The 15,552-nt window shown below is 63.8% G+C and carries 13 protein-coding genes; 5 read left to right on the plus strand and 8 right to left on the minus strand.

What is annotated here, in order from left to right; all coding sequences use genetic code 11:
* Positions 1-43 precede the first annotated feature (43 nt).
* Entirely contained in the window at positions 44-2,116 is a 2,073-nt protein-coding gene (locus DOM54_RS04555; protein ID WP_206019016.1) for an AsmA family protein, read from the plus strand.
* A gap of 249 nt (positions 2,117-2,365) precedes the next feature.
* On the opposite strand, the gene DOM54_RS04560 is transcribed toward DOM54_RS04555, so the two are convergent.
* Positions 2,366-2,764, minus strand: coding sequence for a hypothetical protein (locus tag DOM54_RS04560; protein ID WP_110715215.1), 399 nt, complete (start codon positions 2,762-2,764; stop codon positions 2,366-2,368).
* Between the two features lie 204 nt (positions 2,765-2,968).
* Between DOM54_RS04560 and exaC the strand changes: the two genes are divergently transcribed.
* Both exaC and DOM54_RS04570 read left to right on the plus strand, forming a co-directional pair.
* A complete protein-coding gene (exaC, locus tag DOM54_RS04565) occupies positions 2,969-4,489 on the plus strand; it encodes an acetaldehyde dehydrogenase ExaC (RefSeq protein ID WP_110715216.1) in 1,521 nt (506 codons plus the stop codon).
* A gap of 186 nt (positions 4,490-4,675) precedes the next feature.
* Positions 4,676-4,984 (plus strand): hypothetical protein, encoded by a 309-nt coding sequence (locus DOM54_RS04570; protein ID WP_162302631.1) that lies wholly within the window; start codon positions 4,676-4,678, stop codon positions 4,982-4,984.
* 18 nt (positions 4,985-5,002) lie between these two features.
* Here DOM54_RS04570 and DOM54_RS04575 read toward each other — a convergent pair whose 3' ends face one another.
* A complete protein-coding gene (locus DOM54_RS04575; RefSeq protein ID WP_110715217.1) occupies positions 5,003-5,977 on the minus strand; it encodes a threo-3-hydroxy-L-aspartate ammonia-lyase in 975 nt (324 codons plus the stop codon).
* 107 nt (positions 5,978-6,084) lie between these two features.
* Here DOM54_RS04575 and DOM54_RS04580 point away from each other — a divergent pair, with 107 nt between their 5' ends.
* Positions 6,085-6,558: a GNAT family N-acetyltransferase gene (locus DOM54_RS04580; protein WP_110715218.1), complete on the plus strand. Its 474-nt coding sequence runs from the start codon at positions 6,085-6,087 to the stop codon at positions 6,556-6,558.
* A gap of 98 nt (positions 6,559-6,656) precedes the next feature.
* On the opposite strand, the gene gabT is transcribed toward DOM54_RS04580, so the two are convergent.
* A complete protein-coding gene (gabT, locus tag DOM54_RS04585; RefSeq protein WP_110601610.1) occupies positions 6,657-7,934 on the minus strand; it encodes a 4-aminobutyrate--2-oxoglutarate transaminase in 1,278 nt (425 codons plus the stop codon).
* A 91-nt stretch (positions 7,935-8,025) separates the two neighbouring features.
* On the minus strand, positions 8,026-9,447 hold the full coding sequence (locus DOM54_RS04590; protein WP_110715219.1) for an APC family permease: 1,422 nt from the start codon (positions 9,445-9,447) through the stop codon (positions 8,026-8,028).
* A gap of 178 nt (positions 9,448-9,625) precedes the next feature.
* Between DOM54_RS04590 and DOM54_RS04595 the strand changes: the two genes are divergently transcribed.
* A complete protein-coding gene (locus DOM54_RS04595) occupies positions 9,626-11,062 on the plus strand; it encodes an aminotransferase-like domain-containing protein (RefSeq protein ID WP_110715220.1) in 1,437 nt (478 codons plus the stop codon).
* 32 nt (positions 11,063-11,094) lie between these two features.
* Here DOM54_RS04595 and DOM54_RS04600 read toward each other — a convergent pair whose 3' ends face one another.
* The 4 genes from DOM54_RS04600 to DOM54_RS04615 are packed head-to-tail and all read right to left on the minus strand — an operon-like array spanning position 11,095 to position 15,381.
* On the minus strand, positions 11,095-12,249 hold the full coding sequence (locus tag DOM54_RS04600; RefSeq protein WP_110715221.1) for an ABC transporter ATP-binding protein: 1,155 nt from the start codon (positions 12,247-12,249) through the stop codon (positions 11,095-11,097).
* A gap of 7 nt (positions 12,250-12,256) precedes the next feature.
* Positions 12,257-13,132: a carbohydrate ABC transporter permease gene (locus tag DOM54_RS04605; protein WP_110715222.1), complete on the minus strand. Its 876-nt coding sequence runs from the start codon at positions 13,130-13,132 to the stop codon at positions 12,257-12,259.
* Positions 13,129-14,034, minus strand: coding sequence for a carbohydrate ABC transporter permease (locus tag DOM54_RS04610; protein ID WP_110715223.1), 906 nt, complete (start codon positions 14,032-14,034; stop codon positions 13,129-13,131). The genes DOM54_RS04605 and DOM54_RS04610 overlap by 4 nt, the downstream gene beginning before the upstream one ends.
* A 54-nt stretch (positions 14,035-14,088) precedes the next feature.
* A complete protein-coding gene (locus tag DOM54_RS04615; RefSeq protein ID WP_240613769.1) occupies positions 14,089-15,381 on the minus strand; it encodes an ABC transporter substrate-binding protein in 1,293 nt (430 codons plus the stop codon).
* Positions 15,382-15,552: the final 171 nt, after the last annotated feature.

Consider the following 15,552-nt stretch of genomic DNA (forward strand, 5'->3'; position numbering starts at 1 on the left):
TACCCTTGGGTTATCCCCAACGGACGGGCTTACGGAAATGACTTTGGGAAAGAAGATCAGCCTCTGGGTAGTGGCGGTCGTCATGATCATCCTGGTGGCGATGATCGTCATCATTCTCACCTTCGACTGGAACCGCCTGAAGCCGACTATCAATCAGCGCGTGTCGGAAGCCATTCACCGCCCCTTCGCCATCGAGGGGGATCTCAGTCTCGATTGGCAGCGCCCGGAAGGCGAGTCCGGTTGGCATAGCTGGGTACCATGGCCCCATCTGCGTGCCGAGGATATCCATCTGGGCAGCCCTGACACGGTTACCGACGCCGATCTGGCGAGCCTGACTGCACTCGACATCGTGCTGTCACCGCTCCCGCTGCTGCACAAGACGCTTTCCATACCCAATATCGAGATCACCGGCGGTGAGGCGACACTGGTCCGCCTCCAGGATGGCAGCAATAACTGGACATTCGATCTCGGTACCGGCGATGACGCATCGCAGCCGGATGACAGTGATCAGCAAGGCGGCTGGACTGTCGACGTGGGGGAGATTGCCTTCGACCCCATCGACCTTCATTACCAGGATGCAACGCTGGCGGCCAATGTCGATGCCACGGTGGAGCTACTGGGTGAACCGATCGCCTTCGACGCGCTGACCGACAGCGAGAGTGCCGCCGGCCAGGCCGTCGCCGAGCAGCAGGTCGCCGACTATCGTTTCGGATGGCGCGCCCAGGGCAGCTACCAAAATCAGACTTTCGAGGGCAGTGGTCGGCTGGGCGACCTGGCGGCGTTACGTCAGCGCGGTGCTGCCTACCCCGTACAGGCAGATCTCCAGGCGGGGGCGACCCGGGTGTCGGTCAACGGCACACTCACCGATCCTCTCGCTCCCAAGAAGATCGACATGGATCTCAGTTTCTCCGGCCAGAACCTGGGGGATCTCTACAACGTGATCGGCGTGACCTTGCCGGACACGCCCCCCTACTCTACCCGAGGGCATCTCACCGCAAACCTGGACAGCCAGGAAGCGCTGTCGTTTCGTTATCAGGACTTTGACGGCCAGATCGGGGAGAGCGATATCCATGGTGATCTCACCTACCTGCTCGGCGAGCCGCGACCGTCTCTCACCGGCGAGGTCGTATCGCGCCAGCTGAGATTCGCCGATCTGGCGCCGCTGATCGGTGCCGATACCGGCACCGAAGATCAGAGCGAAGGGAACCAGAGTGGGGAGAGCCAGCAGCCGCCGGACAAGGTGCTACCGGTCAGCGAGTTCCAGACTGCCCAGTGGCGGACCATGGATGCCGACGTCAAGTTTACGGCTCAACGTATCGAACATGGTGATTCGCTGCCGCTGGACGACCTCTATACCCACGTGACCCTGAAAGACGGCGAGATCCTGCTGGATCCACTGCGTTTCGGCGTTGCTAGCGGCAACCTCAATACCACGCTGCGGCTCGATGGTAGCCAGGAGCCGATGCAGAGTCGTGTGGACATGCACATTCGCCGCCTGCTGCTCAGCGAGATGTTTCCCGATGTTGACCTGATGCAGAACAGCCGTGGCGAACTCAACGGCGATGCCACGCTCAGTGGCACGGGCAACTCGGTGGCCGCCATTCTCGGCAGCAGCAACGGCAGTTTGCAGATGTTGATCAGCGATGGCGTCATCAGCCAGAACCTGATGGAACTGGCCGGGCTCAACGTCGGGAACTATCTCGTGGGCCAGCTGTTCGGCGACGAGCAGGTCGATATCAACTGTGCGGCCACCAACCTGGAGGTCGACGACGGCTTGGCGAAGACCCGCTTCTTCGTCATCGACACGGAGAACGCTCTGATCCGGGTCGACGGCACGGTCAATTTCAAGACGGAAGGCCTGGATCTGAATATCGAACCGGAGAGCAAGGGCGCGCGCGTGTTCACCTTGCGCTCACCGCTCTATGTGCACGGCACCATGAAGAATCCGTCACCCGGGGTCGATGCCGGCTCGCTGTTGGCACGGGGTGCGGTAGGGGCATTCCTCGGGACCGTGGCGACGCCAGCGGCAGCGCTGTTGGCATTAGTATCGCCGAGCGCCGATGAAACCACGCCATGTAACGACTTCCTGAGTCAGATTCAGACCGACTCCCATTGAGAGGAATGTTTCACGTGAAACCTGATGAACGGAGGGTTTCACGTGAAACACCTCACTCTTGTATACGTCAAAACCCAGAGCACCGATGCCGCGGAAGGAGGGGCCGGAGCTAGCCGGCCGAGTCAGGGGGCTAGTACCCGACAAGCATATTGCCGAGCTGGGTGATGCCAAGGGAGCGACAATACGAAATCCGCCATGGCTGAACGCGAACTACTCACCGTGGCGGATTTCCAAGCGGTAGGGATGACATTATTGAGAGTTCTTGCGGTACTGCTCGCCCAACGATTCCAGCGCACCAATGAGCTTCTCGATCTCGGCATTGAAGCGCTGCTGCTGTTGAGCATAGAAATGGCGGGTGTACGAGGAGCCTTTATGCTTGTTCACCAAGTTGGAAAACTGTGATTCCAGCTGCTCGGTATGGAAACGCAGACGCTCGGTCAGGAATTCGGCATGCCCCTGATGGCAGGCCACGTCCATCAATGCCCTGACCTGAACCGTCAGCAGATAAAGCTGCAGCACATTACGGTCCTGCACCTCTTTCTGAGTGGAGACGCTATCGTCCAGCAGGTTGATCGAACTCATCTGACAGCAGCCGCTATCGTCGGTCAGCGGGCGATTCTGGGCATTCTCTTGCTGAGTCTGGAACATGGTCAGACCCTCCTTTTAGGTCGCTGAACCATACGATCCATGGTACCACCAGCATGTTTCCTGACCGTTCGCCATTGGTCGAACCCTCCGCCGGCTCATTGGTCGAGGAAGTCGCCTAAAGCGTAATGGCACGAAGGCAGTGGAGAGCGCAGATTGGGAGAGAAAGCTAGAGGTCGCTACCCTCAATAATCGGAGACGCTCATCATGCGCTACGCCAACCCCAACACAGCCGATGCCATCGTCGGCTTCGAGAAGCGGTACGAGAACTACATCGGCGGTGAATGGATACCGCCGGCCGAGGGGCGGTACTTCGAGAACATCACCCCGGTTACCGGGGAAGTGTTCTGCGAGGTCGCCAGATCCAGTCAGAAGGATATCGATACCGCGCTGGACGCCGCCCACAAGGCTGCTCCGGCGTGGGGAAAGGCCTCCGTACAGGAGCGTTCGACGTTGCTGCTGAAGATCGCCGATCGCATGGAGCAGAATCTGGAAATGCTGGCGGTCGCCGAGACCTGGGACAACGGCAAGGCAGTGCGCGAGACGCTGGCAGCCGACATCCCGCTGGCGATCGACCATTTCCGCTATTTCGCCGGCTGCATTCGGGCCCAGGAAGGGACCACCGCCGAGATCGAAGACAACACGGCGTCCTACCATTTCCACGAACCGCTGGGCGTCGTCGGTCAGATCATTCCGTGGAACTTCCCGATCCTGATGGCCACCTGGAAACTGGCGCCCGCACTGGCCGCCGGCAACTGTGCCGTGCTCAAGCCCGCCGAACAGACCCCGGTCTCGATCTTCAAGGTCATCGAGATCATCCATGATCTCCTGCCGAAGGGCGTCATCAATATCGTCAACGGCTATGGCGAAGAGGCCGGCCAGGCGCTGGCCACCAGCAAGCGCATCGCCAAGATCGCCTTCACCGGTTCGACGCCCATCGGCTCGCACATCATGAAATGCGCCGCCGAGAACATCATTCCCTCCACGGTGGAGCTGGGCGGCAAATCCCCGAACATCTACTTCGAGGACATCATGTCCGCCGAACCGGCGTTCATCGACAAGTGCGCCGAAGGGCTGGTGATGGGCTTTCTCAACCAGGGCGAAGTCTGCACCTGCCCTTCCCGCGCCCTGGTCCAGGAGTGCATCTACGACGAGTTCATGGCCAAGGTCCTCGAGCGAGTCAAGAAGATCAAGCGTGGTCACCCACTGGATACCGAGACCCAGGTCGGCGCCCAGGCCTCCCAGGAGCAGTTCGACAAGATCATGTCGTACATGGACGTGGCGCGGGACGAAGGTGCGGAGTTCCTCTCCGGCGGCGAGCGGGAATCGCTCTCCGACGATCTCTCTCGGGGTTACTACATCCAGCCCACGCTGCTGAAGGGCAACAACAAGATGCGCGTGTTCCAGGAGGAGATCTTCGGCCCGGTGGTCTCGGTCACGACCTTCAAGGACGAGGAAGAAGCCCTGGCCATCGCCAACGACACCGAATTCGGACTGGGTGCCGGGGTCTGGACCCGCGACATCAACCGCGCCTATCGCATGGGCCGGGGCATCCAGGCCGGCCGGGTCTGGACCAACTGCTACCACCAATATCCAGCCCATGCCGCCTTCGGAGGGTACAAGAAGTCCGGTGTGGGTCGGGAAACCCACAAGATGGCGCTGGAGCATTATCAGCAGACCAAGAACCTGCTGATCAGCTACGACATCAATCCCATGGGTTTCTTCTAGACCGACCGATGAGGTCCGGGGTCCGCAAGGGCCCCGGCGCGCGGGTGGTAGGGGTGGCGAGCTCGACGGCTTCGCCACCCTTCGGCGCGCCCGGTTCACGGACGCCGGCTTGATCCACGTTGTGTCGGGCCGATCTTTACTTGGCTACAGTGAGATGAGGACAGACTACAGAAGAGGGACAGCGCCATGACCAACATGACGACCTTCCTGGGCAGTCTCGATCGACCGTCTCCCCCCGCCGATCTGAATCGCGAGCTGCGCGCACTCTGGTGGGCCGGCAAGTCCGAGTGGTCCAAAGCCCACGATCAGGTGGATTCCGCAGCCGGCCGACGGGCCGCCTGGGTGCACGCCTATCTTCACCGCTGGGAAGGCGATATCGGCAATGCCGGTTACTGGTATCGGCAGGCGGGACGCCAGGTGCCGGACCAGAGCCTCGACGACGAGTGGCAGGAGATCACCCGGTCACTGCTCCGAGAACTCGCGCCTCAACTTTGATCCACGCCGGACAGCGGATTACGCCTGGGCCGACTGGATCAGTTCGGCGAAGCGGTTCAGGTCGACGTTGCCGCCAGAGAGCACGATCCCGACACGCTGCCCCTCGATCCTCGTATGGCCGGCCAAAGCCGCCGCCGCCGCCAGGCAGCCCGTGGGCTCGACGAACTGCTTCATGCGACCGGCCAGGAAGCCCATCGTCTCGACCAGCTCGGCGTCGGTGACGGTCATGATCTCGTCGACGCACTGCTGCAGTACCGGGAACGTCAGGCTGCCCAGCGCCTGGGTCTGGGCGCCATCGGCGATCGTGCGCGGGGTGGCAATCGAGACGATCTCGCCACTGGCCAGGCTTCTCTGGGCATCGTTGCCGGCTTCCGGCTCGACCCCGATGATCCGGCAGCTCGGGTAGCGCGCCCTGGCGACCGTGGCACAGCCCGACAACAGCCCGCCACCGCCCAGCGGCACGATCAGCGCATCCAGCTCACCGACATCGTCGAACAGCTCCTTGGCGGCGGTGCCCTGCCCGGCCATGACGTGTGGGTGATTGAACGGCGGAATCAGCGTCAGGCCCTCGGCCTCGGCCAGTTCCCGGCCCAGCGCCTCGCGATCCTGGGTATAGCGGTCGTAGAGCACCACTTCGGCACCGTAGCCCCGCGTGGCCGCGATCTTGATCGCCGGCGCATCCTCGGGCATCACGATGACGGCGCGAATGCCATGCAGCCTGGCCGAGAGCGCGATCGCCTGGGCATGATTGCCGGAGGAGAAGGCGATCACTCCCGCGGCCTTCTGCTCACGATCGAACTGGCTGATGGCGTTGTAGCCACCCCGAAACTTGAAGGCGCCGATGCGCTGGAGATGTTCCGCCTTGAAATGCAGCGAAGCGCCGCTGCGCTCGTCTGCCGCCGTCGAACGCAGCACGGGGGTGTGGTGGGCAATGCCCGCCAGCCGCCGGTGCGCCGCCGCCACGTCGTCGTAATCGATCGCCAGGTTGGTCATGCTCTCTCCTGTCTCCGGCGCCACTGACATTCCGCGGCGCGCTGCGTAATATGCCAGCCAAAGTGTCATCGATGATGATGGCTCGACGGCTGCAAGGAAAGGGACAGATGCGATCATACGACTGGATATGGCAGACCGGGCCAGAGCTCGACCCCGCCGGGCTGTATACCCTGCTGTCGCTGCGCGAGGCGGTGTTCGTGGTCGAACAGCAGTGTGCCTATCAGGAGCTGGACGGCCGCGACCTGGCGGCATCGACGCACCACCTGCAGGTCCTGGCGGCGAACCAGCTTGCAGCCACCCTGCGGCTGCTGGTGCCCGATCCGGTCGACCAACCGGCCTCCATCGGGCGCGTCGTCATCCACCCCGCCCATCGCGGTGGCGGCCTGGGCCACGACCTGATGCGAGCCGCGCTGACGCGCATCGAATCGCTGTGGCCCGGCCGCAGCGCCCGGCTGTCCGCCCAGGCGCATCTACAAGCCTACTACGGCCGTCACGGCTTCGAACCGATCGGCGATATCTATGTGGAAGACGGGATTCCGCATATCGATATGCAGCGGACGCGAGACACACAAGGTAAGTAAGCGCTCACTTTTATCGAGGCGAAAAAAGCCGACGCTGGACAACAGCGTCGGCTCGTTTCGGCGTGCCACCCCGCCAGGCGGGGTGGACATCGCGCCGTTCAGGCGCCGAATTCGCTCAGCATCGATTCGATCAGGTCGAGCCCCTCCTCCAGCACGTCGTCGCCGATGGTGACCGGCATCAGGAAACGGATGGTGTTGGCGTAGAGACCACAGGAGAGCAGGATCAGGCCGCGCTCGCGAGCGGTCTTGCAGAGCTTGCCCGCCAGTTCGGCATTGGGCACGCCGCTCTTCTTGTCGCTGACCAGATCGAACGCCGCCATGGCACCCAGGTTGCGCGCGTTGGCGACCGAGGCGTAGTCCTGCTGCCACTTGTCGAAGCGCACCTTGAGCTTCTCGCCCAGCGCCTGGCTCTGTTCCAGGATGCGCTCTTCCTCGAACACTTCCAGCACGGCCAGTACCGCGGCGCAGGAAACGGGGCTACCGGTGTAGGTGCCGCCCAGCGAGTTGCCGCCGGAGGCGTCCATGACCTTGTCGGTACCTACCACGGCCGAGATCGGCATGCCGTCGGCCATGCTCTTGGCCATGGTCATGATGTCCGGCTCGACGCCGCTGTGCTCGATGGCGAACAACTTGCCGGTACGGCCGAAGCCGGACTGCACCTCGTCGACGATCAGCAGGATGCCGTGCTCGTCGCAGATCTCGCGAAGCGCTTTCAGGAAGCTGGCCGGCGCCGCATGGAAGCCACCCTCGCCCAGCACCGGCTCGATCACGATGGCGGCGGTATCGCTGGGGTTGGCATCGGTCTTCAGCACCATCTTGAGGTGGCGTAGCGCCTCTTCCTCGCTGACGCCGATGGACGGCACCGGATAGGGCGCGCGGTAGACCTGGCCCGGCATCGGGCCGAAGTCGTTGCGGTACGGCGCCACCTTGCCGTTCATCGCCATGGTCATGAAGGTACGCCCGTGGTAACCGCCGGTGAAGCAGATCACACTGGAGCGCCCGGTGGCGGCCCGCGCCACCTTGACCGCATTTTCCAGCGCCTCGGCGCCGGAGTTGGCCAGCATCACCTTGGCGTGGCCACGGACCGGCGTCACTTCACTGAGCTTCTGCGCCACGCGCACATAGCCCTCGTAGGGCATGACCGTCTGGCAGGTGTGCATGACACGGTCGAGCTGCGCCTTGACCGCCTCGACCACCTTGGGGTGGCGATGGCCGATGTTGAGTACGCCGATGCCGCCAGCGAAGTCGATGAAGCGCTTGCCGTCCTCGTCCCACAGTTCGGCGTTCTCCGCCCGCGCGGCGAACTCGACCGCCGGGCTGGCCGCACCGCTGGCCACGTAGCGCTGCTTGAGTTCGTTGAGTTCTGCATTGGTCATGGATCACTCCTCCTGACACGGCATCGGATGCCGTTAACGTGAATCGCGCGTCGTCGTCGGTTTCGGCAGGCGGCGCGCCATGAAATCGGGATCAGGCTTTATCGTAGGCTGCCCGAATGAGGCGATCGCCCATCTCTCGACCGTAGTGCCGCCGAGCCCATCCGTACAGTGCCAATCCGGCGATCATCCAGCCAGCGAAGATGGACCACTCGACGGAAGTCAGCGCCGAAGGGCTGCCTGGCAGGTAGAGACAGGTCATGCCCAGCGACAGCAGCACTGCCAGCACACCGACCAGCTTGCCGGCACCGACATGATAGGGACGCGGCATGTCAGGCTCGCGATAGCGCAGGATGACGAACGATAGCGCCACGAACAGATAGGCGAGCACGATACCCAGGCCGCCGGCATCGACCAGCCATACCAGCGCCGGACGCCCGAAGAACGGCGCCGCGGTGGAGAGCACGCCGATCAGGATGATCGCGTTGGTCGGAGTCTTGTAGCGTGGATGCAGCTTGCCCAGGAACGCGGGCAGCATGCCGGAGTGCGCCAGGGCGTAGATCGCCCGTGATCCGCCGATGTAGAACGCGTTCCAGCTGGTGATGATCCCGGCGATCCCCGCCAGCACCATCAGATTGCCGGCCCAGTCCCCGTCGAACACCGCCGTCATCGCGTCCGGGACGCTGAGCGAACTCCCCTTGAGCGTCTCGTTGTCGAGCATCAGACTGGTGCCGAGAATGATCAGGGTGTACCAGCACACCGCCATGATGACCGAGAGCACCAGCACCTTGCCGATATCGCGGAATGGCAGGTTGATCTCCTCGGCCGCCTGGGGAATCACGTCGAAGCCGACGAACAGGAACGGGACCAGCACCAGTACCGCCACGATGCCGCCGAAGGCGCCGTGCTCGCCGCTGGCGAACAGCGGCTGCATGTTGCCGCCGTCGCCGGTGAACAGCGATCCGGTCACGAACATCACGCCCGCCACCAGGATCAGCCCGGTAACGACCTTCTGCAGCAGCGCCGCGGTGGAGATCCCCACGTAGTTGACGGCCATCATCACCAGCGAACCGAGTACGCCCACCGCGACCCAGGTCGCCTTGACGTCCCAGCCGGCGATGGTCCACAGGTCGCCGACGGCGTAGCCGGGGAACAGGTGCTCGACGACCGTCGGCAGCGCCACCGCCTCGAACGACGCCACGCTGACATACCCCAGCACGATGCTCCAGGTGCAGACGAACGAGGCGAAATGGCCCAGCGCGCGATAGCTGTAGACGTGCTCGCCACCGACCTGGGGCATCGCCGACGCCAGCTCGGCATAGGTCAGCCCCACCAGCAGCACCGCAATGCCGCCGATGACGAAAGCGAGTATCGCGCCCACGCTGCCGCCATCGAGGATGGCGCTACCGGTCAGGACTATCCAGCCCCAGCCGATCATGGCGCCGAAAGCCAGGGCCAGGACATCCGCTCGTGCGAGGACTCGCACGAGCTCCGCGGGTTGAGGAGCATTCGACATGAGGGGGTCTCTTCAGGTTGTTTTTGATAGGCCGGATCCCGCCGCGGGACTCGGCCCTGACGCCACGCTATCACTCCGCTGGGCAAGCGGGACTAGACCACTTCCCGACGGCGGTGGACCACATGGAGCTCTCCCCGCATAATCCGCGGACGTTTCCGCGTCTCTCGTGAGGTAGGCCATGGACGACCGTCGTCAGGCGCTGGACCACATCCGGCAAGGCTACCTGGCCCAGCCCGACCACCTGACCAAGTACTGCCGTCTCGAGCAGACCCTGCTGACGCTCATCGAGCAGCGGTGGCAGAACGGCCAGCGGCTGCCCGGGCATCGCACCCTGTGTGGCGCGCTCGGCATGGCCCGCAACACGCTGGCCGGCGTCGTCGAGAGTCTGATCCGCCAGGGTCATCTGGTGACCGACCACGGCAAGGGCACCTGGGTATGCAAGCACTCACCCCTGCGAGAGCAACGGGTTGCCGACATCGGGCCGATCTCCCGCCGCGCCGGTGATCTGCTGAATGACGTGGGGGCCAGCCCGCTGCAGAGCGGCGCCTTCGTGCCGGGCGTTCCGGATATCGCGCACTTCCCCATTGCCCGCTGGCGACAGCTCTACTCGCGGATCACCGTACCCCACAACACGCTGCTGCTCGCCTACGCATCCGGCGGCTACGGCCCCTTGAAACGTGCCATCGCCGGCTACCTCGCCCGGTGGCGGGGCATCGACTGCGGACTGGACCAGATCGTCATCACCGAGGGCGCCCATCATGGCTTGCAGCTATGCGCCCTGACGCTGGCCGACCATGGCGATCGTGCGGTCATGGACTCGCCGTTCTACTGGGGCGCGCGCAACGTCTTCCAGGCCGCCGGCCTCGAGATAGACCACGCCATCTGGGAGCCGCATCACGGGTATGTCGGTTCGCTGCCTCGGCCACACCCCAGACTGCTCTACTTCACCGGCGCCCACCATTATCCGTTGGGGGTGTCATCAGTAAGCACTCACAAACATGGATTGATCGACGCTCTCGAACCGGACTGGATTCTGGAGGACGACTACGAGTTCGGCGACGGCGGGCACCACGAGCTGGCCTTCGATCCCGAGCGCGGCAACCAGATCCTGGTCGGATCCTTTTCCAAGCTGATGTTTCCGGGCCTGCGTCTGGGATACCTGATCGTGCCGAGGGGGCTGAGCACCGCGATCAACCGGGTACGCACCGGCGTCTTTCGCGAAGGGCGCCTGCTGGACCAGGCGGTGCTGGCCACGTTCATCGACGACGGCGATCTCGACCGCTGGTGTCGACGCATGGCGCAGGAGTACCTGGAGCGCCAGCAACGGCTGCACGAGCTGCTGGCCGACGTCCCCGGGGTCACCGATCTCTCGCCGCCGGCCGGCAATATCAGCTTGAGTCTGGCACTCTCGCCCACACTCGACGACGAGCGCCTGGCGCAACATCTGCTGAACCGGCACCACCTGGTCACCCGGCCGCTGAGCCGGGTCTGCGGACCGGGCGACCCTCGCCGCGGGCTGATACTCGGTGTCGGCATGGTCGAAGGCAAAGCACTGGAGCGCCAGGGCCGGCGCCTGGCCGAGGGCATCCGCGAGTTCGTCGCCCAGCAGCGCTGAGCGGCTCTCGGCGCCGCTGCCCCCTGCCCCTGTCAGGCCGTCTCCCCGATCGGGGTGGCCTCGGCGACGCGCTCGTCGCGAATACGCCGCTCGGACTCGGGGTCGAACACCACCATGCGCGAGACGTCGAAGGCGAACCGGGTCCGCTCGCCCGGACGTAACGGCGTGCCGGGGCGCATGCGAGCGTTGACATGGGTTCCACCCAGCGTCGTCACCACATAGAGATCCGCCCCGGTCGGCTCGACCAGCGCGACCGGCAGCTCCGCCTCGTGGATGTTGCCCTCGCGATGATTGGCACTGGCCGGGTCGGTGATCGCCTCGGGCCGCAGCCCCAGGATGACGTCGCGGTCGCGCCAGTCACGCAGTGCGTCACGGTCGCGCACGATCGGCAGTGTCAGGGTGGACGCCTCCGTCGCCACCTGGGCAACCGGCAGCCCATCCTGCTCGACGATCCGCGCCTTGACCAGGTTCATCGACGGCGAGCCCATGAAGCCGGCGACGAACAGGTTGTTGGGGTCGTCGTAGACCGCCTGCGGCGTCCCCAGCTGCTGCAGCTCGCCGCCACGCATGACCGCGATCCGGGAGGCCAGTGTCATTGCCTCGATCTGGTCGTGGGTGACGTAGACGATCGTGGTGCCCAGGCGCTGGTGCAGCTGCTTGATCTCGGTGCGCATGTCGACGCGCAGCTTGGCATCCAGGTTCGACAACGGCTCGTCGAACAGGAACAGCTGCGGATCGCGCACCAGCGCCCGCCCCATCGCCACCCGCTGGCGCTGGCCGCCGGAGAGCTGGCCCGGCTTGCGGTCGAGCAGGTTCTCGATCTGCAGCAGCTTGGCGACCCGGTCGATCGCTTCACGGCGCTGCTTGCGCGGGACCTTGCGCATCTCCAGCCCGAAGCCGATGTTGCCGGCCACGGTCATGCTCGGGTAGAGCGCATAGGACTGGAACACCATGGCGATATCGCGCCGGGAGGGGTGCACGTCGTTGATGCAGCGGCCGTCGAGCAGCAGCTCGCCCTCGCTGATCGAGTCGAGGCCGGCGATCATGTTCAAGAGCGTCGACTTGCCGCAGCCCGATGGCCCCACCAGGACCAGGAAGTCGCCCTGCTCGATCGCGATGTCGATGCCCTTCAGGACATGGGTCTCGCCGAAGCGCTTGTGAACGTTGTTGATATGCAGAAAGCTCATGTGATCCTCAACCCTTGACCGATCCCGACATCAACCCGCGCAGGAAATACTTGCCCGCGAGGATATAGACGATGAGCGTCGGCACCGCCGCCACCATCGCTGCCGCCATGTTGACGTTGTAGGCCTTCACCCCGGTGGAGCTGTTGACCAGATTGTTGAGTGCCACCGTGATCGGCGCGCTGTCGCCGGAAGCGAACGAGACGCCGAACAGGAAGTCGTTCCAGACGTTGGTGAACTGCCAGATGATGGTGACCACGATGATCGGTACCGACGCCGGCAGCAGGATCCGGAAGAAGATGGTGAAGAAACCGGCACCGTCGAGTTGCGCCGCCCGAACCAGTTCGTCCGGAAAGCTGGCATAGAAGTTGCGGAAGAACAGGGTCGTGAACCCGATGCCATAGACGATGTGGACCAGCACCAGCCCACCGGTGCTGTTGGCCAGATGCAGAATGCCCAGCACCCGGGCCATCGGCAGCAGGATGATCTGGAACGGGATGAAGCAACTGAACAGCATCAGGCCGAACACGATCTTGTGGCCGCGGAACTTCCACTTGGTCAGCACGTAGCCGTTGAACGCGCCCAGCAGCCCGGAGATCAGCACCGCCGGTACCACGATCTTGATGCTGTTGAAGAAGTAGCCGTGCACCCCGTTGCACTCGAGGCCGATGCAGGCACTGCCCCAGGCTTCGCGCCAGGGATCCAGGGTCCATTCGCCGGGCAGCGCCAGCATGTTGCCCTGATGGATCTCCTCCAGCGTCTTGAACGACGTGGTCAGCATCACGTAGAGGGGCATCAGATAGACGACCGCAAACAGCACCAGGATCGCGTAGAGCACCGCCCGGGTCGCCAGACCCCGGCGTGCCGTGAAGGAAGCGGCACTCATGATCGGGGCTCCCGCAGCTCGGAGTAGAGATAGGGGATGATCAGCGCGGCGATCACCGCCAGCATGAACACCGCGCTGGCCGCGGCGATACCCATTTCGTTACGCGAGAAAGCGTAGGAGTACATGAAGGTCGCCGGCACCGCGGTGGCATTGCCCGGCCCGCCGCCGGTCATCGCCACGATCAGGTCGAAGCTCTTGATCGCCAGATGCGCCAGTACCACGACTGCGCTCAGGAAGACCGGTCGCAGCTGGGGGATGATGATGCGGGCATAGATCTTCCAGGCCGGGGCGCCGTCGATCTGGGCGGCCTTGATCATCTCGCCGTCGATGCCGCGCAACCCCGCCAGGAACATCGCCATGACGAAGCCGGTGGCCTGCCAGACCGCGGCGATCACCACGGTGTAGATCGCCATGTTGGAATCGATCAGCCAGTTGAAGCTGAAGCTCTGCCAGCCCAGGTCGTGCATGGTTTTCTCCAGCCCCAGCCCGGGGTTGAGAAACCACTGCCAGGCGGTACCGGTGACGATGAACGAGAGCGCCATCGGGTAGAGATAGATGGTGCGCAGCACGCCCTCGGCCCGGATCCGCTGATCGAGCAGAATCGCCAGTATCAGGCCCAGCACGATACAGCTGATGATATAGAGCAGCCCGAAGACCCAGATGTTGTGCAGCGCGATCCCCCAGGTCCAGGAGGTCCACAACCGCGACCACTGGTGCAACCCGACCCAGGTGTAGTCCGGCATCATGCCGGAGTCGCTGAACGAGATGTAGCTGGTCCAGGCGATGAAGCCATAGACGAAGAACAGGACCAGAACGCAGGAGGGCGACAGCACCAGCTTGGGTAGCCAGCGCTGCAGGCGCTCCCGCGCACCACCGTCCTGCTCCGGAGAAGCATTGGACATCACATCACTCTCGGCTCGTGAACGAGACGCCCCGCCTGGCGGCGGGGCCAATCATCAGGACGTTGCGCCCTGCACCGCCATCGCCAGTTGCTCGGCGGCGACATCGCTGGGCATGTCGCTGTTGACGAACGAGGAGATGATGTCGAAGACGGCGTTCTTGACCGACGCCGGTGCGGCATAGCCGTGCGCCATGCTACCCATCAGGGTGTGGTTCTTGGCCGCAGCCTTGACCTGTTCGTAACCGCGCTGGGCGCAGGCGTCCAGCTTGTCGGCGGAGAGGTCCATCCGCGCCGGCACGGAGCCCTTGATCTGGCTGAAGGCGATCTGGAACTCGGGCGAGCCGATGATCGTGGCCATGGTCTGCTGCATCTGCTGCTGCTGGGCATCGTCGGTATCGAACATGATCATCAGGTCGCTGTTGAAGGTCACGGCGTCCTGGGTGCCCGGGGTACGGAAGCACATGAAGTCCTTGCCCGGCGTGAGATTGGCATTGAGGAACTCGCCTTTCGCCCAGTCGCCCATGATCTGGTAGAGCGCCTTGCCGTTGATCACCATCGCCGTGGCCAAGTTCCAGTCACGGCCGGGCGAGTTGTCGTCCTTGTACTGCAGCAGCTCGCGCAGATGGTCGAACGCCTGGGCCATGGTGGCGGAGTTCAGCGCCTCGGGATCGAGGTCGATCATCGCCTTGCGGTAGAAGTCGGCGCCCCCGGTGGCCAGCACCACGTTCTCGAACACCGTGGTGTCCTGCCATGGCTGGCCGCCATAGGCCAGGCCGGTGTAGCCCGCGTCCTTGGCCTTCTTCAGCGACGCGATGAAGTCGTCCCAGGTCTTGGGCTGCTCGATATCCAGTTCATCCATCAACGACTTGTTGGCCCAGACCCAGTTGGTCGAATGGATCTCGAACGGCGCACCGATCCAGTGGCCCTCGTACTTGGCGAACTGCTGCAACGGCTGCGGGAAGACCTCATCCCATTTGCCTGCCTCGGCGACCTCGTCGAGCGAGCTCAAGGCGTCGCGCTTGGCCCAGTCCTGGGCATCGTAGCCGAGCACCTGGGCCGCCGTCGGCGGGTTGCCCGAGGTGATCCGCGAGCGCAGCACGGCCATGGCGTTGGTGCCGGCGCCGCCCGCTACCGGCATGTTCTTCCAGCCGATTCCCTGCTCCGACAACCCATCCTTGAGCGCACCCAGCGCCTTGGCCTCGCTGCCCGAGGTCCACCAGTTGAGCACCTCGACCTCGCCGTTGGTAGCGGTATCGGCAGCCATTACACTCGTCGGCAGCGCAAGCGCGAATGGCAGCAGAGCCAGTCCCAGGCAGTTCATGAAGATCTTGTTTCGATTGGCATGCATCCCTTCGATTCCTCTTCTTGTTGGGGAGCGGTATCTCGTTCTTTTACGAAACGGCCCACTTTATTCGATGCCTTGGTGGGGTGATCGCGACTATTGCCCAACCGCTTTTGCCTAACAATACAACCATGGATGCACGCCCGGTCGCGTCGGGTGCCACTGGCCGACGCCACC

This window comes from Salinicola acroporae, from assembly GCF_003206615.1.
GTDB lineage: Bacteria > Pseudomonadota > Gammaproteobacteria > Pseudomonadales > Halomonadaceae > Salinicola > Salinicola acroporae.

What these genes read in the sequence shown, in the direction of transcription:
- DOM54_RS04560 (WP_110715215.1), bottom strand. Translation starts at nt 2,764, where the DNA reads ATGTTCCAGACTCAGCAAGAGAATGCCCAGAATCGCCCGCTGACCGAC.
- exaC (WP_110715216.1), top strand. Translation starts at nt 2,969, where the DNA reads ATGCGCTACGCCAACCCCAACACAGCCGATGCCATCGTCGGCTTCGAG.
- DOM54_RS04570 (WP_162302631.1), top strand. Translation starts at nt 4,676, where the DNA reads ATGACCAACATGACGACCTTCCTGGGCAGTCTCGATCGACCGTCTCCC.
- DOM54_RS04575 (WP_110715217.1), bottom strand. Translation starts at nt 5,977, where the DNA reads ATGACCAACCTGGCGATCGATTACGACGACGTGGCGGCGGCGCACCGG.
- DOM54_RS04580 (WP_110715218.1), top strand. Translation starts at nt 6,085, where the DNA reads ATGCGATCATACGACTGGATATGGCAGACCGGGCCAGAGCTCGACCCC.
- gabT (WP_110601610.1), bottom strand. Translation starts at nt 7,934, where the DNA reads ATGACCAATGCAGAACTCAACGAACTCAAGCAGCGCTACGTGGCCAGC.
- DOM54_RS04590 (WP_110715219.1), bottom strand. Translation starts at nt 9,447, where the DNA reads ATGTCGAATGCTCCTCAACCCGCGGAGCTCGTGCGAGTCCTCGCACGA.
- DOM54_RS04595 (WP_110715220.1), top strand. Translation starts at nt 9,626, where the DNA reads ATGGACGACCGTCGTCAGGCGCTGGACCACATCCGGCAAGGCTACCTG.
- DOM54_RS04600 (WP_110715221.1), bottom strand. Translation starts at nt 12,249, where the DNA reads ATGAGCTTTCTGCATATCAACAACGTTCACAAGCGCTTCGGCGAGACC.
- DOM54_RS04605 (WP_110715222.1), bottom strand. Translation starts at nt 13,132, where the DNA reads ATGAGTGCCGCTTCCTTCACGGCACGCCGGGGTCTGGCGACCCGGGCG.
- DOM54_RS04610 (WP_110715223.1), bottom strand. Translation starts at nt 14,034, where the DNA reads ATGTCCAATGCTTCTCCGGAGCAGGACGGTGGTGCGCGGGAGCGCCTG.
- DOM54_RS04615 (WP_240613769.1), bottom strand. Translation starts at nt 15,381, where the DNA reads ATGCATGCCAATCGAAACAAGATCTTCATGAACTGCCTGGGACTGGCT.